Here is a 23,653-nt window from a genome sequence, read left to right as displayed (position 1 = left end):
GGAATGAGTGGTGTAGCAAGGGGAGAGGCTGGCGCGGAAGACGCGGTGCAGCCACAGTTTGGCTTGATTAATCTGTTGAAGGTCGGTGCGGCGCAGTTGATCGTCCTGCATCACCTGGCATTTTATGGACCGATGTCCGATCACGTGCGGCCGTTGTTGCCGGCGTTGATAGACTGGCTGGGGAGCAGTGCGCGCATCGCCGTGCAGGTGTTCCTCGTCATCGGCGGCTTCCTGGCCGCCAAATCGCTGTCGCCGTCGGGCCAGCCCGGGATGGATTATCCGCTGGGCGTGATCTGGCGCCGCTACGTCAAGCTGGCTCCGCCGTTCATCGCCGCCACGCTGCTGGCCGCCGTCGCGTCGTCGCTGGCCGGCGGCTGGATGAGCCACAGTTCGATTTCCGCCCCCGCCACGCTGAGCCAGTTGAGCGCCCATGCGCTGCTGCTGCACGGCGTGCTGGGCTATCCATCGCTGTCGGCCGGCGCCTGGTATGTCGCCATCGATTTCCAGCTGTATGCGCTGATGGCGCTGGCGCTGTGGCTGGGCGGGCGCGTGGCCGGCGGCCGTCCACGGCCTTGGTTGATGCCTTGCCTGGCCGCGCTGGGCCTGACGCTGTCGCTGCTGTACTTCAACCTCGACGCCGACTGGGATAACTGGGCGCCGTACTTCTTCGGCAGCTATGGCCTGGGCATGATGGCGTGGTGGGCGAGCGACCGTTGCCGCAAACCCGGCGCCGTGGCCTTGCTGCTGTTGATGGTGCTGCTGCCGGTTTCCGTGGCCTTGTTCCTGGACTTCCGCAGCCGCGTCGCGCTGGCGCTGGTGGTCGCCTGCCTGCTGTTCCTGTTCGGCCGCGCCGAAACGGTTTCCACCGGCCGCGCCTGGTCGGCGGTCAATGGCCTGGGCAAGATTTCGTATTCGGTGTTCCTGATCCACTTCCCGGTCTGCCTGCTGGTCAACGCCGCGTTCACGCGCCTGGCGCCGGCCGAGCCGCTGTGGCAGGGGCTTGGCATGCTGACGGCCTGGGCCGCCAGCCTGGCCGCCGGCGCGGTCTTCTTCCGCTGGGTGGAGACGCCGCTGGGCCGCGTGTTTCAGTTCGCCTCGCGGCGACTGGCGCCGCGGGCGGTGCCAGCCTAGTTGCCCTTGGCGATGGTCGCCGTCAGCGCCTTGGTGACGGCGGCGGCGATGTCGTCCTGCACCGCCAGCAGATTGTCGAACGGTTTGTCGTAGGTTTCCGACCAGATGATGAAGCCGTTGTCAGCCTTCATCAGGCGCGCGGCGACACGCAAGGTGTTGCCGGATTTGCGCACGCTGCCATCGAGGATGTACACCACGCCCAGCCTGCTTGCCACATCCGCCGTTGTGGCTTGATGGTCCTTGTAATAAAAAGTGGCGCTGGGCGCCGGCACTTTGAAGCCAGGCAGCTTGCTGAACCGGTCGATCAGTTCTTCGGTCATGCCGTCGGCAAAGACCTCGTTCTTCATTCCTTCGGTCAAATCCGCGAACGGCAGCACGGCGATGGAGGTCGGGCTGGGCGCGGCCTGGGCAGTCGTGACGGCCGGATGGTCGTTGGCCAGCGTGTTGTGCAGCCAGAAAACAATGCCGATCGCGATGGGGATGCAGGCCGTCGCCAGAAAAGCCAGGCGGCTGCGTGAGGCGTGGCCTTTGCGCATCGGAGCGACGCTGTCCGCAGCGGCCGGTGTCGGCGCAGCGGCAGGGACATCCCATGGCGCGACCTCGGCCACCAATTTGTACCCCTGGCGCGGCACGTTGGTGATGTAGCTGGCTTGCCGGGAATCGTCGCCCAGCGTGCGGCGCAGCGACGCGATCGCCTGGTATACCGAATCCGGCGTGACGATGACGCCCGGCCAACCCTCGCTCAGCAAGTCTTCGGCGCTGACGGTCTCCCCGGCGCGTGCGGCCATGCACAGCAGCAGGCGCAAGCTGCGCGGATCGAGCCGCACCGTTGCGCCGTCCCGCGTCATGTCGCCCGACACCGTATCGAGACACCATGCGCCGATACGCAGCTTTGCAGTGGTTTCCATTCCGCTCCGATAGTTTTGTATTTTTGATAGTTCCGGATTATAACGCGCCCTGATCAGGGCTTTTTCAGAGAGTTTCAGAACTTTTTCAGACCGTTTTCAGGACTTTCGGCGCCGTCCGCCGCATTGTGGGGGCTCACCTCACACAAGGAGTTCCGCATGAAAAAGCTTTTGTTCCCGTTGTTCCTGCTCGCCGCCATCCCGGCCATCCACGCGGAAACGCTGGAGATAGACCCCAGCCACAGCGCCGTGGCGTTCAGCTGGAATCACCACGGCATCTCCAACCCGGTGGCCCGCTTCGAGAAGATCGAAGGCAAGCTGATGTTGGATGGGAAGGACGTCACCAAGTCCTCGGTCGTGGTCAAGCTGGCGATGGACGGACTGCACACCGCTGTGCCGGCGCTCGACCAGCGCCTGAAGACCGCCGAGTTCCTCGATGCCGCCGCCTACCCCGAGATCACGTTCAAGAGCACCCGCATCGAGAAGGGGCCGATGGACACCCTCAAGATCAGCGGCGACTTGTCCCTGCACGGCGTCACCAGGCCGGTGGTCCTGAACGGCAAGATCAACAAGATCAACATGGACCCGATGGCCAAAGCCAGCGAGGCCGGCTTCGATGCGATGGTGACGCTGAAACGGTCCGACTTCGGCGTCAGCAAGTTCCTGACGTCGGTGGCGGATGAATTGCAAGTCCACATGACCATCAGCGCCAATTCGGAAGGCTAAGCCGCCTGGCTGCGGCGCTGGTACACATTGTTGAGCACCAGCGCCGCAGCGGTACAGGCAGCTCCTGCCAGCTGGCCCGGCGTGATCGGCGTGCCGGCCAGCGCTTCCACCGCGAACGCCGTCAGCGGCACCACGTCCAGGAACAGCACGCCGTTGGTCGGCGTGATGATCTTGTTGCCCAGGTTCCAGCAAAGCACCGCCAGCACGCCGGCCACCAGCACCATATAGCCCAGGTACGGCAGCAGTGTAGGCAGCACCGACAGGGCGGGGCGGGGGATGTAGCCCAGCGTTTGCAGCGCCAGGTCGGAGGCCAGTATCGTGGTCAGACCCAGGGCGGTGGTGATGGCGGAATAGCGATAGCCGCTCCAGGCAGGAAAGAACGAGGCCCCCAGCGTGTACAGCGCCCACGACGCCGCGCCGAGCAGCAGGAAGGCCGCCGAGTCGCCGCCGACGCCCTGGCGCAGCAGGCTGTCCAGCGCGCCGCCCGACACCACCAGCAGCACGCCGAAGAACGATAGCCCGATGCAGACGAACGCCACGGCCGATGGGCGCTTGCGGCGTATTGCCCAGTTCAGGAGCAGCGTCAGCATCGGCGTGGTCGCGATCATCGCGGAGGCGGACAGGGCGCCGGATTGCCCGGCCAACTGCTGGCCGTGGAAGATGAAGAAGCCGTAGCCGCAGAAGCCGCACGAGCCCAGCGCCCAGGCCAGCACGTAGCGCTGGCCGCGCAGGCGCAGGGCCGCGCCGCCTTCCCGGTAGAACAGGATCGCCAGCATGATGGCCGCCGCCGCGCCGTAGCGGAACGCGGTGAAGTTGAACGGGTCCATGCGCTGCAGTGCCAGCCCCATCACGGGGAACGACACGCCCCATGCCACCGCCGCAGTCAGGCAAAGCGCCATGCCCTTCAAGTATTCCGTACGCACAGCTATTCCCCAGGAGTTCAGATGCCGCAGATTCTAGGCGCGCGCGGCTACCGTCGTTAAGGTACAGATTGGGTACAATACTCGATACTGTACTGGTACAAGGGATGGGACAGATGCAAGCATTCAGCCGTAGCGCCGCTTCCGGACTCAGCGTCATCGAACAGGTGGTCGACTACTTTGCCGCCGCCATCGAGGCGCGCGAGCTGACGCCGGGAGCCAAGCTGCCGTCGATCCGCAGCTTCGCGCTGGCCGGCGGCATCTCCAAGTCCACGGCGGTGGAGGCCTATGACAGGCTGGTGGCGCAAGGCCTGGCGGTATCGCGCGCCAAGTCCGGCTTCTTCGTGTCGACGCCGAGGCCGGTGCTGGAGATCGGCCGCCCGGCCGCCGCGCCGCTGCGCCAGGTCGATGAGTTCTGGATGCTGCGCAACGCCTTGCAATTGCCGCCGCATGCCTTGCGGCCAGGCTGCGGCTGGCTGCCGCCGGACTACCTGAACGACGAAGGCATACGGCGCGTGCTGGGCTCCTTGCGGCGCGATCCCGGCGACGGCCTGACGGCTTATGGCGAACCGGCCGGCTACCGTCCGCTGCGTGAACAATTGCAGCGCCATCTGGACGGGCGTGGCGTCGCGGCGCCGCTGGACGGCATCGTGCTGACCGATAGCGGCAGCCAGGCGTTGGACCTGGCCATCCGCCTGCTGGTGCAGCCCGGCGACACGGTGTTTGTGGACGACCCGTGCTACTTCAATTTCCAGGCCAGCCTGCGCGCGCACCGCGTGCATGTGGTCGGCATCCCGCTCACGCCGAACGGGCCGGACATGCAGCAGTTCGAAGCCGAGCTGGCGCGGCATCGGCCCCGGCTCTACATCACCAACACGGTGCTGCAAAACCCCACCGGCATTTCCTTCGCGGCGGCCGTGGTGCACCGGATACTGCTGCTGAGCCAGCAGCACGGCTTCGCCATCATCGAGGACGACACCTTTGCCGATCTGGAGGAACGCCCGGCGGTGCGCCTCGCCGCGCTGGACCAGTTGCAGAACGTGATCTACATCGGCAGTTTTTCCAAGACGCTGTCGGGCGCCACGCGCTGCGGCTACCTGGTCGCCAAACAGGAGTGGGTGGAGGCGATCCTGGATTTGAAGCTGGCCACCACGTTCGGCAACAACGAACTGTCGGCACGGCTGATCTCCAGGCTGCTGCTCGACGGCAGCTACCGCAAGCATACCGAGGCCATCCGCCAGCGCTTGCGGAAGGCTTCGGTGTCGGTGCGCAAGCGCTTGCGGGACAGCGGGCTGGAGCCGTGGGCCGAGCCGGCCGGCGGACCGTTTCTATGGGTGCAGGGCGGGGCGGACATGGATGCGTCGGCGATTGCCGGCGCGGGGTTGAAGGCCGATATATTGTTCGCGCCGGGGAATGTCTTCAGCGTCAGCAACACCGCCGGGCGCTTCCTGCGTTTCAACGTCGCCTACGCGCATGACCCGCGCATCTTTGCCTTCCTGAAAAAGCGGATGCGCTGACCGGGCGCGTTACAGCTTCACGCTGAGCATCAGCTCCACCGCGCGCGGCGATACCGGAATATCGAACGGCAGCGCCAGTCCCGGCGTCAGGCTGGGTTCGCGGGCGTCGGCGTCGAACATATTGCGCACGCTGGCCGACACGGTCCAGCCATGCGGCAGCCGCCGCGTCAGCGTGGCGTCGACGGTGCGGTAGTCTGCAATCGGCGCGCGCGCGTCGCCGAGCGCCCGGCGGCGGCCGGCCACCCAGTTCAGCTGCGGCGTCAGGCGCCAGCCGGGGCTGAAGCTCCAGTCCACGCGGGTGTTGGCGTGATGGCGCGGCGCATAGCCCGGATCGCGCGCGTTCTGGCGCGCGTAGTTCGCTTGCCAGCGCAGGTTGGCGTCCACATCCCACGTCAGCTCGACCTCGCCGCCGTTGCCGTCCTGGCTGCCGCTGTTCTGGTAGGTGGCGCCCGGCGCCGGCGCCGGATTCGGCACCGAGCGTATCAGGTCTTTCATCTTGTAGCGGAACAGGCTGAGGTTGACGGCCAGGTCATGGCGCGCTTGCCACGCCAGCGCCGCTTCGGTGGTGGCGATGGTCTCCGGCTCGATCTTCAGATTGCCCATGTTGACCGGGTTGATGCCGGTCTGTTCGTTGAAGCTGGGCGAACGGAAGGCGCGGCCGTGCAGCAGCTTGACTGTGACGTTCAGGTCGGCATCCCACACCAGCGCCAGGCGCGGATTGGTGGTGCCGCCGAAGTCGGAGTAATCGTCGTGGCGGACGCCGGCCGTCAGCGCCCAGTCGCGCGCGAACTGCCATTCGTCCTGGATGTAGGCATAGTTGATCTTGCGGCGCTGCGGCAGGATGTGCGGCTGGATGGCGCCGTAGTCGATCACCGGGCCGGTCGGTATCGGCACGCCCGCCGGGTTGAGCAGGAAGTTCTTCATCGTGCTGACCTGGTACAGATACAGGTCGTCATGGCCGATGCCCAGGCGCAGCGCGTGGTGGTTCCAGCCGCTGTAGGTGGCGTAGGCCGCGCTGCGCAGATTGCGCTCCCAGCGGCTGGGGCCGCCGATCATCCCGTTCGGGAACAAGTTGGGGCCGATGCGCGCGCCGGCCGGAAACAGTCCCAGCCCATCGGGCGACTGTTCGGTGAAAAACATGTAGCTGAGCGTAGCGCCCACGTTCCACGCGTCGGAAAAGTCGGGCGCAGTCCAGGCCAGTTCGCTGAGCGCCATGCCGGTGCGGGTCTTGTGGTCCGGGTCCAGCGCCGAGTTGACGCCGGGGCCGGTGCCGACGTCGCCGCGCCATTTCAGGTTGGTGCGCCAGCGCCAGCGCTGATAGGACAGGTCGAGGCCGCCATCGTAGGCGCTGTAGCCTGCGCTCATCTTGCCGGGCGCCTTGCTGGCATGGGTGCCGAAGCGGCTGTCGTTGAGCGTTTGCGCGTCGGCTTCGATGACGCCGTCCGGGCCATCGGTGCGGCCCGCTTGCAGATAGGCCGCGATGGCCAGCTGGTCTTGCTTGTGGCCGTACTCCAGCCAGGCGTTGCGCGTTTTGAACGAGCCCGCTTGCACGCCCGCGTGCAGGCCCGGGATCTGGTCCGCCGTCTTGGTGATGATGTTGATGACGCCGGCGAACGCGTCGGCGCCATACAGGGCGGAGCCGGGGCCGCGGATGATTTCGATCCGCGCCACATTCGTCACCGGCATGCTGACCCACATATTGCCTTTGTCGCCGGTGTAGTCGGTGCTCATCCGCAGGCCGTTGAGCATGACCAGCACTTGCGGGTTGGTGGGGCCGCCGCTGCCGATGCCGCGAATGATGTACAGCGGCGGATACAGCGGCGCCCCGCGCGTGACGTGGATGCCGGCCACGGTTTCCAGTACTTGGTTCAGGTCGGTGGCGCCGATGGCGGCGATATCCTCGGCCGTCACCACGGAGGCCACCGCCGGCGCACGGCGCAGGAGCTGGGTGGAGCCGGTTGCCAGACTGATGGCGGAGCGGTCCATGCCGTACAGGGCCAGGTCTTCGTCTTCCGGCGTGGTCGCGGAGGCTGTCAGGGGATGGCAGGCCGCCAGGGCCAAGGCCAACAGCCAGCCTGGGCCGGGCTGCATGCGGAAGGAAAGGGGCTGTTTCATGTTGGGTGTTGAACAACATCAAGAGCACCACAATACACGCGGATTTTCACTTTAACAATTAGCTGTTGTCAAAGTGCATCAGTTGTTATGGCGGTTGAAGGCGGCGGCAGGGTATGGAAAAGTCCACGTGATAGTGCTCATCGTGCCTGATCCATGGTGTGGCCTTCATGAAGGCCACGTTGTTGCGCAGGTAGCTGCCGCGTTTCGTCTGCAGCAGCAGCGTCACGAGCTCTTTTTGGAAGATGACCTGTTTGATCTTGCAGGCGGCCGTTGGCGATTGTGCCGTAACACGTGCTTGCGCTGGCGGATGCCAGGAGGAGGTAGAAAAGTGACAGGGCTAGCAAGAGCATTTCGCGTATGTGCTTGGGCTTCAATGTCATTACTGTCCCTTATGGTCGGCGTCTCCGATAAACGCAGCTATTGTCACGCATCGGGCAATTGCCCGGGCGGCTCGCGCCCGGGCTTCGTGCGGCTTAGCTGCCGACGGTCAATGTCAGCGTGGTGGCGCTGTAGTTGGGCGTGACGTTGGCAAAGCCATCCACCGCGATGGTCGTGAACTTGCCCTTCAGGCTGGCCGCTGTGATGACGGTCAGCACGTCGCCCGCCTTGGGTTTGTAGCCGTTGACGAATTTCACGCGCAGCGTTCCGCCGGCGATGGTGGCGGTGGTGGCCACGGCCAGGCTGCCCTGGCTGCCGGCGGCGCCCAGGTCCAGCTCCAGCGTGGTGCTGCCGCTCAGCTGGGTATATTTGCCGGCGACCTTCAGCGGGGCAGGGGCGTTGGCCACCAGCGTGCCGCCGCTGACGTAGACGTCGCCAGCGCCGAACGCGGCGGCGGAATCGCCTTGCAGCGTGCCGGCGGCCAGCTCGGTGCCGCCGGTCCAGCTGTTGGCGCCGGCCAGCTTCAGCGTGCCCGTGCCTTGCTTGATCAGCTTGCCGGTGCCGCTGATGTCGTTGCGCCAGCGGTCCACCGCGTTGAAGCCGCCCTTGCTGGCGTCCATGACGATGGTGACGTTGCCGTTGAACGCGCCGTAGCCGTCCGCCGCAGCGAACAGGTTCAAGCGGCCCCAGCCTTCAGCATCGTCCATGACCGGATAGCCCGATGGCAGCGCGGTGGTCTTCAGCACCACGCGGCGCTGGGCGTCGCTCAGGTAAGGCTGGCGGGTTTCCAGCAGCACTTCCGCGCCTTTCGGCACGGCGGCGGCGACATTGGTGGCGGCGACCGGCGCGAAGCCGTAGGTACTGCGGCGCAGGTAGTTGGCTTTGTTGGTCGCGTAGTCGGCGAAGCGGTCGTTGGCCGCAGTGCCGGACTGTGCGTAAGCGGCAAAGTTGTCGGCGGTGGTGCCGGTTGCGGCCATCAGCGTGGCGTGCGCCTGCATGAAGGCGGCGGCTTTCTTGGCCGCGTTGGCCGGATCCGCCAGATTGGCGGCGGCGCTGGCCTGGCCGAGGATACGGCCGCTCAACACATCCAGCGGCGAGTGCATGCCGGCCAGGATGCGCGATTCGCCCAGTTCCAGGCCTCGGCTCAGCATCTCCTGGAAGCGCTCCGGCACCGCATAGGCCATGGCTACCGCATCGCGCGCGGCTTCGGCCGAGTGGCCGCTGGTGAAGCCGCCGTCGGTGGCCGGCGTGCTGCTCTTGGCCGGAACCAGCGTCGGCAATACCTGCACGCTGCTGCTCCAGCGGTAAGGGCGAGCGTATTTGTAGAAGCGCTTGGCCGGCTCGGTGGAGGCGTTGCCGCCGACGAGGTTGACCAGGTCGACCACACTGCCGAAGCTGGCGTTGGCGCTGCCGGCGACACCGGTGTTGTTGCCGCTGTCGTTGTACAGCACGCTGGTGGCGTCGGCCGCGACTCCGTTGATGCTGGTGGCCTGCTGGGCGGCGGTGCGCCAGGCGCTGGTCAGCGGACCCATGCCGTCGGTGACGCTGTAGCCTTTGCCGCGGCGGTCGTCCAGATAGGCTTGCGTGGCTTGATCCGCCGTACGGTTGGCGGTGGCTTTGACGACATAGTCGATATTGGCCTGATGCACGGCGGCGTTGACCACTTTGCCATCCGGGGTGCCGTCGTTGGGCACGCCGGTCCAGGTGGAGGCGACCACGGCAGGGAAGCTGTCGACGGCGGGTGCGGTGACGCCGGCATCGACGATTTCGGTCAGCGGTTTCCACACATCGAGGAAGCCGCCCAGGATGCGCACGCCGGCGTTGGTGGCCAACGTCGCGTAGCGGGCATCGCCGCGCTGGTTGGTGGCGATGGTGTCGACAAAGGCGGTGGCGGATGGCAGCGACGCCACTTCAGCCGTGCCCTGGTCGGCTGGCGCAGCCGGAATCACCAGCGGTTCTTCCGTGGAGGAGCCGCCGCAGGCGCTCAGGGCCAACCCGATACTCAGGGCCAGGATGTGGGGACGCGTTGAAAACAATTGCATATAAGGACCGTACGATGGTGGAAAACGCACCAAGGTAGTGGCCTCATATGACAGGGTGGTTACGCCGCCGTCGAAAACGCTTCCTAGCGGAAATATGATCGGTTGATACCGAAAATGATATTGGTGACTTCCTTGGAGCGCTTATATGGCTTTCTGCCGCTCAAGGTCCAGTCCCAGCGCTGCTTTGCGCAGGCGGCCGTTGCGGCGCAGATAGGCGAAGGCGGCGCGCGTGTCGTACATCAGTTGATAGTGGTAGTAGTTGATCTGCTCCAGCACTGCGAGCGTCAGCAAACCATACGACCACAACAGGTCCGCAGTCGAGGTGGTGGCGTCGTTCATCGCTGCAATGAACGCGGCCACGGCAGCGATGGCCAGGAAGTTCGAGTATTTGAAGAAGCGGTACAGCGGCTGGAAATACGCCGGCAATGGCTGGCGCTGCACGACCGACTGCAACTTGAGATGCCAGTACAGCACGCCCTGCAGCAAGATGTAGCTGATCAGCACGAGCGCCGCTCCCCGCATCCCCCATGTGACTGGATCGCCCGACCTCTGCCAGTCGTAGCAGAAGATGGCAGGCAAGGCGAAGCTGCAGACTGCTTCGGCATTGCGCAGGTAGGTCATCCGGGCGGGTATGGCGTGCATGCGTTGAACTTTTGCTGTGAAATTGCCAACTTTAGCACAGGCCAGGCAGGATCAGAACGCTATCTCACTGAGGGGGCGCGCTGCGTTTCTGCGAAGCGGGCGTATGCACTTATCCCTTTGGCGTAACTCTCATCCGCGTTGCGCGGCGTGACGGGATTGTTTGATGATCCTGCGGCTTGCTATGTTTGGGTAAGGGATGTGCCGATAGCTGAAATCTTTGTGAAAATGTAAACGGACGGTGCACTCCTAGGGGGGCTGAGAATATGGGGATGGCAAACCTTTTCTCGGGGAAGAGCTTGAGTTTCCAGGTCATCTCCCCCAGGAATCTGAAGCGAACGGTATCTGCTTCCGTCAGGTCCAGATCGGAAAAAATACCTGTTGAGTACATGAAGTACATCCGCGCATAGTCAGCGATATTCAAATGCTGGTCGAGCAGATAGATGTTCAGCGTGTCTTCAAAAGGCACATCGTTGGTGATAAAGAGCAGGGTATATTCGTTCCACCTAAGGCCTGCTTCAAACACGGCGCCTTGGAGGACTTTACCCGTAGCTGCTCCTGCGATAATGACTTCACACATCGGCTCCGCATCCGAGGTCGATTCTGTGATGACGCGTATTGAGTAGTCTGGCGCGTGTACTAATTTCATTGAAGTTCTACCAGCTATAACTTGCCGCAAACGCTGCAAGCGCTCCCCCTGCAAACGCTCCAACTGTAACGCAAACCGGTGCAGCAGGGCCGCACGCCAAGCCGGCCACAGCCCCGCCAGCAATGCCGCCTGCGACGCTGGCGCCATTTATTGTAAGCTCTTTCCGAAATGCTGCTACCTTGTTTGACGAAGCTGCGATGTGATAAGCGGAGAGAGCTATACCTAGAAAAAGCACACTTCGCCCAGCATAAGTAAGACTTGCCATTGCGCGGGTGACTCGCAAGTTTGATTTGCCTGCGGATGTAACTATGCTCGCATAAATACCATTCTGTTTGGCGTTCGATAGACGAGAGAAAATAGCATTCTCGCCGTGTAATTCAATGGTCTTGGTTGCGATCAGTTGATTTAACGAATATCCCTTGAGCTTCATCTTTTCTGCAAACGACCGTCCCACGGGAGTGCTCCGCGCACGCACGATACCCATGATGAGATTGCGTGTTTCCTGTGCCTCACGGGCTGCTGCAGCCCACGTGATCCTGCCAGCAGTCGCGTTGGCCTGCAAGTTGTCCGCCATTCGTTTGATTTCCCGAATATAGAGCAAGCGCGCCTGAGTATCGATAGTTAGATGGGCGCCAACATTGGTGATCTGACTTTCCAGCGACTTTATCGTACGTTCGAAAAGCGCTTCCTCGTCACTGACTTTACTCTGTTCCATAAGATGGTCCTCAAATATACGTTTGGCTAGCGTATTGAGTGTTGGGATCTGATGGCTTGTGGCATCGCAATGCAGCGACCTGTTGGAGATGGGAAGTCGCGTCAGTTACTTCGTCCTGCCGGAATCAATGAGGATTTTGTGGACAAGGCCGGAAATAAAAAAAGCCCACGAACCGAAATTCGTGGGCTTCCTTGATAATTCTTGGTAGGCCGTGCGGGATTCGAACCTGCGACCAACGGATTAAAAGTCCGCTGCTCTACCAGCTGAGCTAACGACCCAAGGGGCCAGCATCATAATGCGCGGAACGGAATCTGACAAGCCCAAAATGTCGCAGGAAGGCTCAGGCGCCCTTGGCGAGGCGTGCCGGTTAGACATACAATCATGGCCGACTGGGACTTCCGGCCCGGATACGATAATCAAGGAAGAAGATGACTTTACCGCAATACGTTACCATCAATGGAACCTCCTACGCCTCCGCCAACCTGAACGAGGCTGCCAGGATTCAGGCCGCCAACATCCAGGCCGTCGATGCGGAACTGGCCCGCTTGCAGCAACAAACTGCCTTCGCCCAGACCGCTCGCAACGCCTATGCCAATGCCCTGATCGAAGCGGTCAAAGGCCGCGAGGCCGCTGCCGCTGCCCCTGCAGAGAAACCGAAAAAGCCGCGCGCTCCGCGCAAGCCGAAGGCCGCTGCCGCAGCAGCGTAAAGTTCCTGTGCATCAGGGAGAACGTCGCGGGCGCGCTGCCGCTCGCGACGCGCTATGGCAAATCGCGAGGCTGGGCGATGGGCAACAAAAAAGCCCACGAACCGAAATTCGTGGGCTTCCTTGAGTATTCTTGGTAGGCCGTGCGGGATTCGAACCTGCGACCAACGGATTAAAAGTCCGCTGCTCTACCAGCTGAGCTAACGACCCAAAGGTATGAAACCTTGGTTTTCTTCGATTGGTAGGCCGTGCGGGATTCGAACCTGCGACCAACGGATTAAAAGTCCGCTGCTCTACCAGCTGAGCTAACGACCCCCGAAGAAGCGAGATTATAGGGGGTAATGACTCTTGCTGTCAAATACCCCCGGGTAATTATTTGCCGCTGAGGCGTTCTTTTGCCGTCGCTGCTGCCGCCGAGTCAGGATAGGCCTTGATCAGGTCCTGCAGCGTCTTCTTGGCGGCCTTGTCCTTCAGCTCGCTCTGGCAGCTGGCGATGTTGAGCATGGCTTCCGGCGCGCGTGGGCTGTCCGGGTAGTTTTTCAGCACCAGCAGCTGGGCCGAGATCGCGCCCTTGCAGTCGCGCTGCGCGAAGTAGGAGCTGCCCAGGTAGTACTGGGCGTTGGCCGCGTAGCTCGACCCTGGGTAACGCTGCAGGAACTCGGAGAACGCCGTACCGCCGGCCTTGTAGTCGCCGGCGAGGAAGATCTTGTAGGCCGCCTCGTAGGTCTTCTGTTCGTTCGGATCCACCTGCGCGGTCTTGCCGTCGATGGTCACTTCGCGCGGCTCCAGCTTGCGCAGGCGGGCGTCCAGGTCGACGTAGAAATCTTTCTGGCGCTTTTGCGCGTTCGCCAGCTCGTTGCTCAGCACTTCGATCTGGCCGCGCAGCTTGGCCACTTCCTGCAGGGTCACTTCGTTTTGATTGATCAGGTCCAGCGTGCTGGACTTGTCGGATTTGGTGTCGATGCGGGCGTTCAGCTCGCTGCGCATGGCTTCGACCTTGGCGCGCAGGTCGAGCAGGGCCTTGCGGGCTTCGTCGTCGTCGAACAGCCCGGCATGGGCTTGCAGCGGCAGCCAGGTCAGCGCGGCCAGCAGGGCGGCGCTCAGGCCGGATTTGGAGAGTTTCATCATGTCGGGCGCTTTCACACAAATCTAAAAGGAAACGGGGCGGGGCGCGGTGTTATCCGCGCGCCGCCCCGTATTATGCCTGTGACCCGGCAAAAGGGTAGTGCTTTCGATTACTTGTAGACGATGTCTGCACGACGGTTTTGTGCCCATGCCTCTTCGTTCGAACCGGATGCCTTAGGCTTCTCTTTGCCCAGCGATACGGCTTCGATCTGCGATTCCGGCACGCCCAGCGTGGTCATCGCTTTACGCACGGCTTCAGCGCGCTTCTGGCCCAGGGCCAGGTTGTATTCGGCGCCACCGCGTTCGTCGGTGTTACCTTGGATCAGGATCGAGCGGGCTTTGTTCTTGGCCAGGTAGGCCGAGTGGTTTTCCACCACTGGCTTGCCGTCGTCGCGCACGACGTAGCTGTCGAAGTCGAAGTAGACGCTGCGGTTGGCCAGCACGCCTTTAGGATCGTCCAGCGGATCCAGCGATTTGGTTTCGACCGGAGCGACGGTACGGGTGTCCGGCTGCGGCTGCGGTTTTTGTTCGACTTGACGCTCTTCCACTTTCGCCGGCTCGGCGATTTTGACCGGAGTCGAGCAAGCGGACAGGATGGCGGCGGTGGTGACGATGAAAGCTAAGCTGCTGAGTTTACGCATTTGATTCTCCTAGTAATGAAGGGTAAAAATTACTGCATGAATGGACCCCAGGTGGGCTCCTTGATGTTGCCCGCCTGTGTGGTCAGGCGTTGCTTCACACGTCCATCCACCGAGACCACAGCGAGCGATTTGCGGCCGCCGGCTTGAGTGGCGTACATGATGTATTTGCCGTTCGGGGCAAAGCTTGGATACTGGTCGTCGGTGCTGTCGGACAGGCGCTGTTCCTGGCCGCTGGCCAGGTCCATCGCGTACAGCTGGTAGTTGCCGTCGCGGCGGGAAATGTAGGCCAGCGTCTTGCCGTCGGCCGATACGCGCGGGCTGATGTTGTAGTTGCCGGTGAAGGTGACGCGCTTGGCTTCGCCGCCGTCGCCGTTCATGCGATAGATCTGCGGGCCGCCGCTGCGGTCGCTCATGAAGTAGATGCTGCCGTCCGGCGCGAAGTTGGCTTCGGAATCGATGCCGGCGCTGTTGGAGACGCGCTTGAGGTTGCCGCCGTCGGCGTTGACGGTGTAGATCTGCGTATGGCCGTCCTTGGACAGCGACACCGCCAGCTTGTTGCCGGTCGGCGCCCACACCGGCGACGAGTTGCTGCCTTTTTCGTTGGCGACGACGGTGCGCGCGCGGTTGATCAGGTTCTGCACGTAGACCACCGGCTTCTTCTGTTCGAACGACACGTAGGCGACCTTGGTGCCGTCCGGCGACCACGACGGCGAGATGATGGGCTCGTTCGAGCGCAGCGCCATCTGTTCGCCTTCGCCGTCGGCGTCGGCCACCAGCAGTTCGTAGTGGCGCTTGTCGTATTCCTTCACGTAGGCGATGCGGGTCGAGAAGGCGCCGCGGATGCCGGTCAGCTTCAGGTACACATCGTCGGCGATGTTGTGGGCGGTCAGGCGGGTGAACTGCGGCGCGCGCGCGACGTTCAGTTGCGACAGCTCGCTCTGCTTGACGGTGTCGAACAGCTTGTAGCGCACTTCGAAGTCGCCGGCGGCGGACTTGGCGACGGTGCCCACCACCAGCGCGTCGGCGCCCTTGGCTTTCCAGTTGCCGTAGTCGATATTGCTCATGCTGGTGATGACGCCGGCGTCGATCAGCTTGAAGGCGCCGCTGCGTTCCAGGTCGGCCTTGATGATGGCCGAGATCTGTTGCGGGGCGATGTTTTCGTCGGCAAAGCCGGCCACGGCGACCGGGATCTGGTTGCTGCCGACGCCGGAAATCTCGATCCGCATCTGTGCGAGGGCGCCACCGGCGGCCAGCGCCAGCGTGGCGGAGAGGATTGCTAGTTTCAGGTTTTTCATAATCAGTGCATATCCTTCATGTTGAAATCGGCGACAAACTCGCGCTCTACCGTACCATCTTTTTTCTTCGGCAGTGGTGACGATTTGGCAATCGCGTTTTCAATCGCGCTATCGTAAGCGGCAGAGCCGCTGCTCTTCATCTTGCGCACGCCGATGATTTCACCGGTCGGCAGCTGGGTGATCTGGTAGGTCGCGCTCAGCGTATCGTCGACCGTGCCGTACACCAGGTTGCTCTTGATCTTGGCCCGGATCGCGGCCTGGTAGCCGCCGTCGACGCGGCCGCCGGTCGAGGTGGCGGCGGTGCCGGTGCTGCCCTTGGCGGCGTTGCCGGTGATGCGACTCATCTCGGCTGCGAAGGCCTTGTCCTTGGCGGCTTTCTCGGCTTTCTCGGCTTTTTCCTTGGCGGCCTTTTCAGCGGCGAGTTTTTTCTTGTCCTTTTCGGCCAGTTCCTTCTTGTCTTTCTCGGCCTGTTCTTTTTCGTCCTTCAGCTTTTGCTCGGCGGCCTTCTTGTCGGCCAGTTTCTTCGCTTCCAGCTTGGCCTGCTTCTCGTCGGCTTCCTTCTTCAGCTTGGCTTCCTTGGCCGCTTCGAGTTTTTCCTGTTCGAGCTTCTTCTTCGCCTTCAGGCGTTCGAGGGCGATGTCCGGTTCCTTCGGCGTCGGCGGTGCTTCCACCGGTTTCGGCGGGGCGGCCTTGACCACCGGCTCAGGCTCCGGTTCGGGTTCCGGCTCGGGCTTGACGACGGGCGGGGCCGGCGGCGCGGCGTCCTGCACCTTCATGTCCCAGATCTCGGCCTGCACTTCGGTCGGCTGATTGTTCTGCCAGCTCACGCCCACCCACAGGAACAGCAACAGCACGGCGTGCATGGCCGCGGCCAGCACGACGGAGCGCCAGCCTTCATTCTGTCGCGGTACTTTGTAGGGGCCGCCTGCTGTTGCGGGTTTCATCGTATGCACTGTGATTTACTTGGTCGACAAGCCGACCCGGTTGATGCCCATCTTCTTCGCTTCCGAGATCAGCTGGATCACGTCGTCGTACTTGCTTTCCTTGTCGCCGGCGATCAGCACCGGATAGTCCGGATGGTCGCTGTGGATGGCGCGCAGCTTCTTGACCAGCGCGTCGCGGTTGGGCGCGGTTTCCGGCGCCTCTTCACCCTTGCCCTTGACGCCGATCGACAGCGCGCCGTTCGGCTTGATCACCACCTGCACGTAGTCGCTTGGCGGCTTGGTGGATTTTTCCGCGCTCGGCAGGTCGACCACGCTCGGGTCGTTCGCCGACGGCATCACCATGAAAATAATCAGCAGCACCAGCATCACGTCGATGTAGGGCACGACGTTGATCTCGGACTTGAACTTGCGGCCGCGGCCGCCGCGCATGCTGCTGGAGAAAGAGGAAGCCATGATTGCTCTGCCTTCTTAACGCGACTGACGTTGCAGGATGTTGGAGAACTCTTCGACAAAGCTTTCGAAGCGGATCGCCAGACGGTCGATATCGTGCGAAAAACGGTTGTACGCGACCACGGCCGGGATCGCCGCGAACAGGCCGATGGCGGTGGCGATCAGCGCTTCGGCAATGCCGGGGGCGACCGCTGCCAGCGTAGCCTGCTGCACATTGGCCAGGCCGCGGAAGGCGTTCATGATGCCCCACACGGTGCCCAGCAGGCCGATGTACGGCGACACCGAACCGACCGAAGCCAGGAAGGCCAGGTGCGATTCCAGCACATCCATCTCGCGCTGGAAGGCTGCGCGCATGGCGCGGCGGGCGCCGTCCAGGATGGCGCCATGGTCCATGGTTTCGCGGGCCGAGGTGTAGGCGGCCTTGCTCTTGATGAACTCGCCCATGCCGGCTTCGAAGATGCGCGCCAGCGGGCCGCTGTTGGCGCGGTCCTTGCCGGCGTTCTGGTGCAGCGCGTGCAGGTTGCCGCCGGCCCAGAAGGTCTTCTCGAATTCGACGGTCAGGCGGCGGGCCGAACGCACGGCGAACATCTTGCTGAAGATGTAGGTCCAGCTGGTCAGCGAAATGACGAACAGCAGCGCCATGATCAACTGCACGATCAGGTGCGCGTTGGTGATGAGGGACAGGAAGGAGAGGTCTTGGGTGACGTTCATGTATGTGTTCAGTCTGTTTTGATGGTACTACGCATTTTTTCAGCAACCGCTGGTGGCACGGCGCGCGGGCTCAGGTTCGAGCCGACGCAGCCGACCTTGACGCGGGCAGTGTTCAGCAAACGTTCGCCACACCACGCCTGCTGCACAAACTGGATCGAGGCGCGGCCTAACTTTTCGATACTAAGTGTTAATTTTAGTTCATCGTCCAACTTGGCAGGCGCATGATACTCCGCGCTGACGCTTTTGACGACGAACAAGACGTCATGTTCCTGCAGTAAAGCGTGCTGTTCGACATGGATGGCGCGCAGCCATTCGGTGCGGGCGCGCTCAAAGAATTTGAGGTAGTTTGCGTAATAGACGATACCGCCGGCGTCGGTGTCTTCGTAATAGACCCGTACGTTCCAGATAAACTCTGCTGGCATGTTATTTTGACTACTAGTGAGATTGAGCAACATTCTACGCGATTTTATTGTTTTCGTTGAAGCTAGGACGGGGTAATTCACGTCAAATCCGATCTTTGTGCGGATTTTTCAACTGGCGCGCAAAAGATTGCACTTGCGACAGTAAAGCGTTTTCCCAGCAACTTGCCAAGGATTGTAACAACCGCTTACGAATCGCTTCAGGAATGAAACGCTGGCTAAGCCCCTCTTAAACAAGAGGGGCCGAAACTCAGTTACAGATTGCGCTTGATCGTCAACGGGCCGTAGCCCTGGCAGGTCGGCATCATTTCGATGCGGTTGATGTTGATATGGACCGGCAGGGTGGCGATCCAGTAGGCGGTGTTGGCGATGTCTTCGGCCGTCAGCGGCTCGGTGCCTTCGTAGACCTTGGCCGCCGCCGCGTCGTTGCCCTTCAGGCGCACGTTGGAGAACTCGGTGCCGCCGCACAGGCCGGGCGCCAGGTTGGTGGCGCGCACGCCGGTGCCGACCAGGTCGGCGCGCAGGTTCAGCGTGAATTGCTCGACGAAGGCCTTGGTCGCGCCGTAGACGTTGCCGCCAGGGTAGGGCGTGTCGCCCGCCACCGAGCCCAGGTTGATGACGGTGCCGCTGCCGCGTGCCACCATCGCCGGCAGGATGGCGCGGGTCATGGCGACCAGGCCGCTGCAATTGGTGGCGATCATGGTGTCCCAGTCTTCCAGCGACGATTCGTGCGCCGGGGTGACGCCCAGCGCCAGGCCGGCATTGTTGATCAGCACGTCGATCTGCGACCACTCGGCCGGCAGGCTGTCCAGCGCGCCCTTGATCGAGGCCTTGTCGGTGACGTCGAGCACGATGGGGCGGGCTGCCGCCCCCAGCTCGGCCGCCAGGGCTTGCAGGCGGTCCTCGCGGCGGCCGCTGATCAGGACTTTGTGGCCGTTCTGGACGAAAGTGCGCGCCATGGCGGCGCCGAAGCCGGCAGTGGCGCCGGTGATGAAGACGATCATGTTCTATCCTTGCGGTTAAGTGAAAGCCAGAGTGGAAACGATGGTCAAGTGTAGCCGAAATGGCAGTATGGCTTATCTCTCCTATCAAAATCGGCATAAGATTGCCTTTTAAGCAATCATTTCCTTGCTCAAATCTGGCGCATAAATTACAATCGGGCTTCCATTACGTCTCACGTAACTGGCGAAAAGCTCCGATAGTCACCGTTTTGGTGCGTGGCGATCGGTCAGCGAAAGGTGGGCATCCACCGGGAAACGTGAGATTTCAACAGCCGTTCGCCTGGGCAGCCATCGATGGAAATGCACGAAGAGGCTGCCTGTCCGCTATCGGCTTCCCTCATTCGATCCAACCTGCCAGTAACAAGTTACTCAATTTGATTGGAGTTTTTACATGTTCGCAAAAGATCACACCCTCGCCAGCGTTGACCCGGAATTGTTCGGCGCGATTCAAAACGAAAACACCCGTCAGCACGATCACATCGAACTGATCGCGTCGGAGAACTACACCTCGCCAGCCGTGATGGAAGCGCAGGGTTCCCAGCTGACCAACAAATACGCCGAAGGCTACCCAGGCAAGCGCTACTACGGCGGTTGCGAGTACGTCGACGTCGTCGAGCAACTGGCGATCGACCGCGTCAAGCAGCTGTTCGGCGCGGAAGCGGCCAACGTGCAGCCGAACTCGGGCTCGCAAGCCAACCAGGGCGTGTTCTTCGCCGTGCTGAAACCAGGCGACACCATCATGGGCATGTCGCTGGCCGAAGGCGGCCACCTGACCCACGGCATGCCGCTGAATATGTCTGGCAAATGGTTCAACGTCGTTTCCTACGGCCTGACCGCCGAAGAAGACATCGACTACGACGCCATGGAAGTGCTGGCCAAGGAACACAAGCCTAAGCTGATCATCGCCGGCGCGTCGGCCTTCTCGAAAAAGATCGACTTCGAGCGTTTCGCCGCTGTCGCCAAAGCTGTGGGCGCCTACTTCATGGTCGACATGGCGCACTACGCCGGTCTGATCGCCGCTGGCCTGTATCCTAACCCTGTGCCGCACGCCGACTTCGTCACCTCGACCACGCACAAATCGCTGCGCGGCCCACGCGGCGGCATCATCCTGATGAAGGCCGAGCACGAGAAGATCATCAACTCGTCCATCTTCCCAGGCATCCAGGGCGGCCCGCTGATGCACGTGATCGCCGGTAAGGCTGTCGCGTTCAAGGAAGCGCTGACCCCTGAGTTCAAGGCTTACCAGCAACAAGTCGTCATCAACGCCGACGTGCTGGCCAAGACCCTGATCAAGCGCGGCCTGCGCATCGTCTCCGGCGGCACCGAGTCGCACGTCATGCTGGTGGACCTGCGTCCAAAGAACCTGACCGGCAAGGAAGCGGAAGCGATCCTGGGTACGGCCCACATGACCTGCAACAAGAACGGCATCCCTAACGATCCGCAGAAGCCATTCGTGACTTCCGGCATCCGTCTGGGCTCGCCAGCGTTCACCACCCGCGGCTTCAAGGAAGCGGAAGCGGAACAAGTCGGCAACCTGATCGCAGACGTGCTGGACAACCCGCACGATGCAGCGACCATCGACCGCGTGAAAGCGGCCGTGAAGGTTCTGGCTGACAAGTTCCCTGTCTACGCCAAGTAATCTGCAGTACCGCGACACCGGCCTGTGCCGGTGTCGCGTCACCGAATAGCGCCCATATGAAATGTCCGTTTTGCCAGCATGAAGATACCCAGGTTCTCGATACGCGTGTATCCGAGGAAGGGGATTCGATACGCCGGCGCCGGCGCTGCGGTAAATGCGATAAACGATTTACCACGTATGAACGCATCGAACTGGTGATGCCGTATGTGGTCAAGAAGAACGGCAGCCGTACTGAGTACGCAGCCGCCAAACTGCGCGGCAGCCTGACGCTGGCCTTGCGCAAACGTCCCGTGGCGGCGCCCGCCGTTGACGCGGCGATATTGTCAATCGAAGAAAAGCTGCTGACCAGCGGCCAGCGCGAAGTCGACACCGGCTACATCGGCGAGCTGGTGATGCAGGAGTTGAAGCGTCTGGACAAGATCGCGTATATCCGTTTTGCATCGGTTTATAAAAACTTCGAAGACCTGGCCGAGTTCCAGGATGCGATTGCCGAAGTCGGGCAGGAACGCAAGCCACGCAAGGCTTAGTTTCGTGCATGTTGTACGCCGGCCTACGGCTGGCGCACCTTTGATACACCTCATATTCCCTACAGTAGCCACTGCTAACTTCTAGCTCAGTCTTGTCGACTTGCGGAGGTGTGCCGTGCGTGCACGCGCTGATATGCGGGGCTTTACACTGCTGGAGATACTGGTCGCCGTGCTGTTGCTGGCGGTTGGCATCGCGGGCGGCGTGGCGATGCAGCTGTCGGCGCTGCGTGCGCGGCATCAGGCGGCGATGTTGTCGCAAGCGGCGTATGTGGCCACAGGCCTGGCCGAACGCATGCGCGCCAACGCCGTGCAAATGCGCCTGGCTGATGGCGCCAATCCCTATCTGACCTTGGACTACGATGCGCTGACCGAACCGTTGCCGCCGGCGCCGTCGTCGCTGTGCTATGGCGCCGCGTGCGACGCCATGCAATTGGCGATGTTCGATCTGTACGAAATCAAAATGCAGGTGAGTCTGTATCTGCCCGCAGGCCGCGTACGGGTGTGTCGCGACGGTGGCGCCACCTTGCGCTGGGCGTGCGGCGGCAGTGCGGGAGCGCCGGTGGTGGTCAAGGTTGGATGGCATGACAAGAATCCCGATGGCACACCACGCAAGGATGCAGGCGGCGAGTTCGCGCCTGCCTTGGCCTACGCCGTGGGAGCGACGCGATGAGCGCGCGGCCTTGCTCTGCGCGCGGCTGGACCGTGATCGAGTTCGCCATTGCGCTGGCGCTGGGCTTGATCGTGGTCTTGCTGGCCAGCGGCTTGCTGCTGTCGGCCGGCAGCGGTTATCGCAATCACAGTGAGAACATCGGCCTCAACGACGGCGGCCGCCATGCGCTCGACATCATGGCGCGGGCGATACGGCAAGGCGCTTACATCAACTGGGACAGCAAGGTGGCGCCTATCGAATTGGATGACGCCGCCCCGGCGCCGATTGCCGGCCTGGATGCCCACAGTATCGGCCGCAGCAGTGCCGATATTTCGGAAGTGCTGCCGGCTGTGGCGCATGGCAGCGATGTGCTGGCGCTGCGCTTTTCCGGCTCGGGCGAGGGCGGCAATGGCGATGGTTCCAGCCTCAATTGCGCGGGCTTTGGCGTCGCCGTTCCGCACGATGAGGATGGTCGTGGCTGGAGCATTTTCTATGTCGCGGCCAATGGCGACGGCGAGGCCGAGCTGCGCTGCAAATATCGCGGCGCATCCGGCTGGGGCGCGGACGCCATCGTGCGCGGTGTCGATTCCTTCCAGGTGCTGTATGGCGTGGATACCGATACGCCTGCCGACAATATTCCCAATGCCTATGTCAACGCCAGCGGCGTCGATGCGATGGATGCCGCGCTGGTGCTGTCTGGCGCGACGCCGGACGAACGCCTGCGCGATTTGCGCCGCAAGACTTTCTGGAAACGGGTGTGCAGCGTCAAGGTGGCCTTGCTGCTGCACGGCGACAGCAATACCCGCGCCGATACGGTGGCGACGCGTTTCGATCTGTTCGGCCCCGCGTATTCCGAAGCGCATGGCGATGACGAGGGCGTGCGCGTCACGGAGGCGAGCTTGCCGTCGGCGCAGCGGGCGCGGGCGCGGCGGGTGGTGGGCATGACGGTGGCTTTGCGCAACCGGGGCGGCTAGATCATGGCGGTCCAACGGCAGCGCGGTGTGGTGGTGTTGATGTGTCTGATGATGATGCTTCTGGCGATGTTGCTGGGCGTCTCGGCGGCGCAGATGAGCTTGCAGGGTGAGAAGGCAACGCGCGGCGAGCGGGATCGGGACGTGGCGTTTCAGGCGGCGGAGGATGCCTTGGCGGATGCGGAGCACGATATTCAGGATGGCACGGGCGAGGTCAGTGCCTGCGATGCGCCGCCGGTCTGGCAGCGGGTGGATTTGTCCGGCGTGGAGGATGGCGGCGCGTGCACGCTCGGCTACGGCGCGCATACCGGCGCGGCGATGCTGACGGCTGAAGGTGTGCTGCCGTTCAAGAAGCCGCGCTATGTGGTGGAGCGGATGGAGTGCCATCAACCGGGCGAGGATGCGTCGGCTGGCGGGGCGGTTGCGCATTGTTATCGCGTGACGGTGATCGGCTTCGGTGCGCGGCCTGGCACGGAGCTGGTTTTGCAAACCGTGTACAGCAAGCTGGAGTGAGGAGGTGGGTATGCGAGTTGCGAGCGATAGTCCGCTGCCAAGGCATGGCAGGCGATGGTTGCGGACTGCGGCGCGCATGTTGTCGTGGATGCTGATCGGCTCGCTGTTGATGCTGTTGCCGATGCTGGCGGTCGGCGTGCGCGCTGCGACGCCGGTGCTCGATCTGGCGAGCGAGCCGCTTACTGCTGCTTGCCGGCCGCCGGGCGGCGTGCGAATTGCTGGGGCGTCGCTGTTGGCCACGGCGCCTGCTGTGGCGTCAGCGGCATCCGGCGGCGACCTGTTTGGCGCGACGCTCGACGCGGTGGACTGGGGCGGGCACTTTGAGCG

At 62.7% G+C, this 23,653-nt stretch carries 24 protein-coding genes, 3 tRNA genes and 1 riboswitch; of the genes, 9 read left to right on the top strand and 18 right to left on the bottom strand.

What is annotated here, in order from left to right:
- Positions 1-3: 3 nt before the first annotated feature.
- Positions 4-1,131, top strand: coding sequence for an acyltransferase family protein (locus tag GEV01_RS29950; protein ID WP_152809968.1), 1,128 nt, complete (start codon positions 4-6; stop codon positions 1,129-1,131).
- On the opposite strand, the gene GEV01_RS29945 is transcribed toward GEV01_RS29950, so the two are convergent.
- The gene (locus GEV01_RS29945) at positions 1,128-2,039 is read right to left on the bottom strand and encodes a winged helix-turn-helix domain-containing protein (RefSeq protein ID WP_152809966.1); all 912 of its coding nucleotides are present in this window, start codon (positions 2,037-2,039) and stop codon (positions 1,128-1,130) included. The two genes, GEV01_RS29950 and GEV01_RS29945, sit on opposite strands and share 4 nt — an antisense overlap.
- 156 nt (positions 2,040-2,195) lie before the next feature.
- On the opposite strand from GEV01_RS29945, the gene GEV01_RS29940 reads away from it, so the two are divergent.
- Positions 2,196-2,762 (top strand): YceI family protein, encoded by a 567-nt coding sequence (locus GEV01_RS29940; RefSeq protein WP_152809964.1) that lies wholly within the window; start codon positions 2,196-2,198, stop codon positions 2,760-2,762.
- On the opposite strand, the gene GEV01_RS29935 is transcribed toward GEV01_RS29940, so the two are convergent.
- Positions 2,759-3,685 (bottom strand): DMT family transporter, encoded by a 927-nt coding sequence (locus GEV01_RS29935; RefSeq protein ID WP_328595666.1) that lies wholly within the window; start codon positions 3,683-3,685, stop codon positions 2,759-2,761. The genes GEV01_RS29940 and GEV01_RS29935 overlap by 4 nt on opposite strands.
- A gap of 113 nt (positions 3,686-3,798) precedes the next feature.
- On the opposite strand from GEV01_RS29935, the gene GEV01_RS29930 reads away from it, so the two are divergent.
- Entirely contained in the window at positions 3,799-5,199 is a 1,401-nt protein-coding gene (locus GEV01_RS29930) for an aminotransferase-like domain-containing protein (RefSeq protein ID WP_152809962.1), read from the top strand.
- Between the two features lie 9 nt (positions 5,200-5,208).
- Here the strand turns inward: GEV01_RS29930 and GEV01_RS29925 are convergent, their stop codons facing one another.
- The 6 genes from GEV01_RS29925 to GEV01_RS29895 form a co-directional block, all read right to left on the bottom strand.
- Positions 5,209-7,314, bottom strand: coding sequence for a TonB-dependent receptor plug domain-containing protein (locus GEV01_RS29925; protein ID WP_152809961.1), 2,106 nt, complete (start codon positions 7,312-7,314; stop codon positions 5,209-5,211).
- Between the two features lie 473 nt (positions 7,315-7,787).
- Positions 7,788-9,734, bottom strand: a complete 1,947-nt coding sequence (locus tag GEV01_RS29915) for a phosphatase PAP2 family protein (RefSeq protein WP_152809959.1) — start codon at positions 9,732-9,734, stop codon at positions 7,788-7,790.
- A gap of 141 nt (positions 9,735-9,875) precedes the next feature.
- Positions 9,876-10,376, bottom strand: a complete 501-nt coding sequence (locus tag GEV01_RS29910; RefSeq protein WP_152809957.1) for a hypothetical protein — start codon at positions 10,374-10,376, stop codon at positions 9,876-9,878.
- A 109-nt stretch (positions 10,377-10,485) separates the two neighbouring features.
- On the bottom strand, positions 10,486-11,022 hold the full coding sequence (locus GEV01_RS29905) for a hypothetical protein (RefSeq protein ID WP_152809955.1): 537 nt from the start codon (positions 11,020-11,022) through the stop codon (positions 10,486-10,488).
- A 7-nt stretch (positions 11,023-11,029) separates the two neighbouring features.
- Positions 11,030-11,737 (bottom strand): hypothetical protein, encoded by a 708-nt coding sequence (locus GEV01_RS29900; RefSeq protein WP_152809953.1) that lies wholly within the window; start codon positions 11,735-11,737, stop codon positions 11,030-11,032.
- A 202-nt stretch (positions 11,738-11,939) separates the two neighbouring features.
- Positions 11,940-12,015, bottom strand: a tRNA-Lys gene (locus GEV01_RS29895).
- 150 nt (positions 12,016-12,165) lie between these two features.
- Here GEV01_RS29895 and GEV01_RS29890 point away from each other — a divergent pair.
- Positions 12,166-12,444, top strand: a complete 279-nt coding sequence (locus GEV01_RS29890; protein ID WP_070272957.1) for a DUF6447 family protein — start codon at positions 12,166-12,168, stop codon at positions 12,442-12,444.
- Between the two features lie 131 nt (positions 12,445-12,575).
- Here the strand turns inward: GEV01_RS29890 and GEV01_RS29885 are convergent.
- The 10 genes from GEV01_RS29885 to GEV01_RS29840 form a co-directional block, all read right to left on the bottom strand.
- Positions 12,576-12,651, bottom strand: a tRNA-Lys gene (locus GEV01_RS29885).
- 29 nt (positions 12,652-12,680) lie between these two features.
- A tRNA-Lys gene (locus tag GEV01_RS29880) sits at positions 12,681-12,756 on the bottom strand.
- 57 nt (positions 12,757-12,813) lie between these two features.
- Positions 12,814-13,569, bottom strand: a complete 756-nt coding sequence (gene ybgF, locus GEV01_RS29875; RefSeq protein ID WP_152809951.1) for a tol-pal system protein YbgF — start codon at positions 13,567-13,569, stop codon at positions 12,814-12,816.
- 107 nt (positions 13,570-13,676) lie between these two features.
- Positions 13,677-14,207: a peptidoglycan-associated lipoprotein Pal gene (pal, locus tag GEV01_RS29870; protein WP_008446706.1), complete on the bottom strand. Its 531-nt coding sequence runs from the start codon at positions 14,205-14,207 to the stop codon at positions 13,677-13,679.
- A gap of 29 nt (positions 14,208-14,236) precedes the next feature.
- Positions 14,237-15,502 carry a Tol-Pal system beta propeller repeat protein TolB gene (gene tolB / locus GEV01_RS29865; RefSeq protein ID WP_152809949.1) on the bottom strand — a complete coding sequence of 422 codons (1,266 nt, stop codon included), beginning with the start codon at positions 15,500-15,502 and terminating at the stop codon, positions 14,237-14,239.
- Positions 15,503-15,504: 2 nt separating this feature from the next.
- Positions 15,505-16,446, bottom strand: a complete 942-nt coding sequence (gene tolA, locus GEV01_RS29860) for a cell envelope integrity protein TolA (RefSeq protein ID WP_152809947.1) — start codon at positions 16,444-16,446, stop codon at positions 15,505-15,507.
- 15 nt (positions 16,447-16,461) lie between these two features.
- Positions 16,462-16,899 carry an ExbD/TolR family protein gene (locus GEV01_RS29855; protein WP_008446713.1) on the bottom strand — a complete coding sequence of 146 codons (438 nt, stop codon included), beginning with the start codon at positions 16,897-16,899 and terminating at the stop codon, positions 16,462-16,464.
- Between the two features lie 15 nt (positions 16,900-16,914).
- The gene (tolQ, locus tag GEV01_RS29850; protein WP_008446715.1) at positions 16,915-17,607 is read right to left on the bottom strand and encodes a protein TolQ; all 693 of its coding nucleotides are present in this window, start codon (positions 17,605-17,607) and stop codon (positions 16,915-16,917) included.
- An 8-nt stretch (positions 17,608-17,615) separates the two neighbouring features.
- Positions 17,616-18,029 (bottom strand): tol-pal system-associated acyl-CoA thioesterase, encoded by a 414-nt coding sequence (gene ybgC / locus GEV01_RS29845; protein ID WP_152810081.1) that lies wholly within the window; start codon positions 18,027-18,029, stop codon positions 17,616-17,618.
- Between the two features lie 251 nt (positions 18,030-18,280).
- A complete protein-coding gene (locus GEV01_RS29840) occupies positions 18,281-19,030 on the bottom strand; it encodes an SDR family NAD(P)-dependent oxidoreductase (protein WP_152809945.1) in 750 nt (249 codons plus the stop codon).
- A gap of 164 nt (positions 19,031-19,194) precedes the next feature.
- Positions 19,195-19,320: riboswitch (ZMP/ZTP riboswitch) on the top strand.
- A 98-nt stretch (positions 19,321-19,418) separates the two neighbouring features.
- On the opposite strand from GEV01_RS29840, the gene glyA reads away from it, so the two are divergent.
- The 5 genes from glyA to GEV01_RS29815 all read left to right on the top strand — a co-directional run bounded on the left by glyA (position 19,419) and on the right by GEV01_RS29815 (position 23,326).
- Complete coding sequence (gene glyA / locus GEV01_RS29835) at positions 19,419-20,666, top strand: serine hydroxymethyltransferase (RefSeq protein WP_152809943.1); 1,248 nt, start codon at positions 19,419-19,421, stop codon at positions 20,664-20,666.
- 56 nt (positions 20,667-20,722) lie between these two features.
- The gene (nrdR, locus tag GEV01_RS29830; protein WP_043479966.1) at positions 20,723-21,193 is read left to right on the top strand and encodes a transcriptional regulator NrdR; all 471 of its coding nucleotides are present in this window, start codon (positions 20,723-20,725) and stop codon (positions 21,191-21,193) included.
- Between the two features lie 115 nt (positions 21,194-21,308).
- On the top strand, positions 21,309-21,863 hold the full coding sequence (gene pilV, locus GEV01_RS29825; RefSeq protein ID WP_328595665.1) for a type IV pilus modification protein PilV: 555 nt from the start codon (positions 21,309-21,311) through the stop codon (positions 21,861-21,863).
- Positions 21,860-22,816 (top strand): PilW family protein, encoded by a 957-nt coding sequence (locus GEV01_RS29820; RefSeq protein WP_152809939.1) that lies wholly within the window; start codon positions 21,860-21,862, stop codon positions 22,814-22,816. The genes pilV and GEV01_RS29820 overlap by 4 nt, the downstream gene beginning before the upstream one ends.
- Before the next feature lie 3 nt (positions 22,817-22,819).
- Entirely contained in the window at positions 22,820-23,326 is a 507-nt protein-coding gene (locus GEV01_RS29815; protein WP_152809937.1) for a pilus assembly PilX family protein, read from the top strand.
- The last annotated feature ends 327 nt before the right edge of the window (positions 23,327-23,653 follow it).

The sequence above is a fragment of the Rugamonas rivuli genome, from assembly GCF_009380165.1.
GTDB classification, from domain to species: Bacteria; Pseudomonadota; Gammaproteobacteria; order Burkholderiales; family Burkholderiaceae_D; genus Rugamonas; species Rugamonas rivuli.
The sequence above is the reverse complement of the archived record's forward strand: the minus strand, read 5'-3'. Positions and strand labels throughout refer to the sequence as shown.

Coding starts and splice junctions, on each gene's coding strand:
- GEV01_RS29950 (WP_152809968.1), top strand. CDS start 4: ATGAGTGGTGTAGCAAGGGGAGAGGCTGGCGCGGAAGACGCGGTGCAG.
- GEV01_RS29945 (WP_152809966.1), bottom strand. CDS start 2,039: ATGGAAACCACTGCAAAGCTGCGTATCGGCGCATGGTGTCTCGATACG.
- GEV01_RS29940 (WP_152809964.1), top strand. CDS start 2,196: ATGAAAAAGCTTTTGTTCCCGTTGTTCCTGCTCGCCGCCATCCCGGCC.
- GEV01_RS29930 (WP_152809962.1), top strand. CDS start 3,799: ATGCAAGCATTCAGCCGTAGCGCCGCTTCCGGACTCAGCGTCATCGAA.
- GEV01_RS29925 (WP_152809961.1), bottom strand. CDS start 7,314: ATGAAACAGCCCCTTTCCTTCCGCATGCAGCCCGGCCCAGGCTGGCTG.
- GEV01_RS29915 (WP_152809959.1), bottom strand. CDS start 9,734: ATGCAATTGTTTTCAACGCGTCCCCACATCCTGGCCCTGAGTATCGGG.
- GEV01_RS29910 (WP_152809957.1), bottom strand. CDS start 10,376: ATGCACGCCATACCCGCCCGGATGACCTACCTGCGCAATGCCGAAGCA.
- GEV01_RS29905 (WP_152809955.1), bottom strand. CDS start 11,022: ATGAAATTAGTACACGCGCCAGACTACTCAATACGCGTCATCACAGAA.
- GEV01_RS29900 (WP_152809953.1), bottom strand. CDS start 11,737: ATGGAACAGAGTAAAGTCAGTGACGAGGAAGCGCTTTTCGAACGTACG.
- GEV01_RS29890 (WP_070272957.1), top strand. CDS start 12,166: ATGACTTTACCGCAATACGTTACCATCAATGGAACCTCCTACGCCTCC.
- ybgF (WP_152809951.1), bottom strand. CDS start 13,569: ATGATGAAACTCTCCAAATCCGGCCTGAGCGCCGCCCTGCTGGCCGCG.
- pal (WP_008446706.1), bottom strand. CDS start 14,207: ATGCGTAAACTCAGCAGCTTAGCTTTCATCGTCACCACCGCCGCCATC.
- tolB (WP_152809949.1), bottom strand. CDS start 15,502: ATGAAAAACCTGAAACTAGCAATCCTCTCCGCCACGCTGGCGCTGGCC.
- tolA (WP_152809947.1), bottom strand. CDS start 16,446: ATGAAACCCGCAACAGCAGGCGGCCCCTACAAAGTACCGCGACAGAAT.
- GEV01_RS29855 (WP_008446713.1), bottom strand. CDS start 16,899: ATGGCTTCCTCTTTCTCCAGCAGCATGCGCGGCGGCCGCGGCCGCAAG.
- tolQ (WP_008446715.1), bottom strand. CDS start 17,607: ATGAACGTCACCCAAGACCTCTCCTTCCTGTCCCTCATCACCAACGCG.
- ybgC (WP_152810081.1), bottom strand. CDS start 18,029: ATGCCAGCAGAGTTTATCTGGAACGTACGGGTCTATTACGAAGACACC.
- GEV01_RS29840 (WP_152809945.1), bottom strand. CDS start 19,030: ATGATCGTCTTCATCACCGGCGCCACTGCCGGCTTCGGCGCCGCCATG.
- glyA (WP_152809943.1), top strand. CDS start 19,419: ATGTTCGCAAAAGATCACACCCTCGCCAGCGTTGACCCGGAATTGTTC.
- nrdR (WP_043479966.1), top strand. CDS start 20,723: ATGAAATGTCCGTTTTGCCAGCATGAAGATACCCAGGTTCTCGATACG.
- GEV01_RS29820 (WP_152809939.1), top strand. CDS start 21,860: ATGAGCGCGCGGCCTTGCTCTGCGCGCGGCTGGACCGTGATCGAGTTC.
- GEV01_RS29815 (WP_152809937.1), top strand. CDS start 22,820: ATGGCGGTCCAACGGCAGCGCGGTGTGGTGGTGTTGATGTGTCTGATG.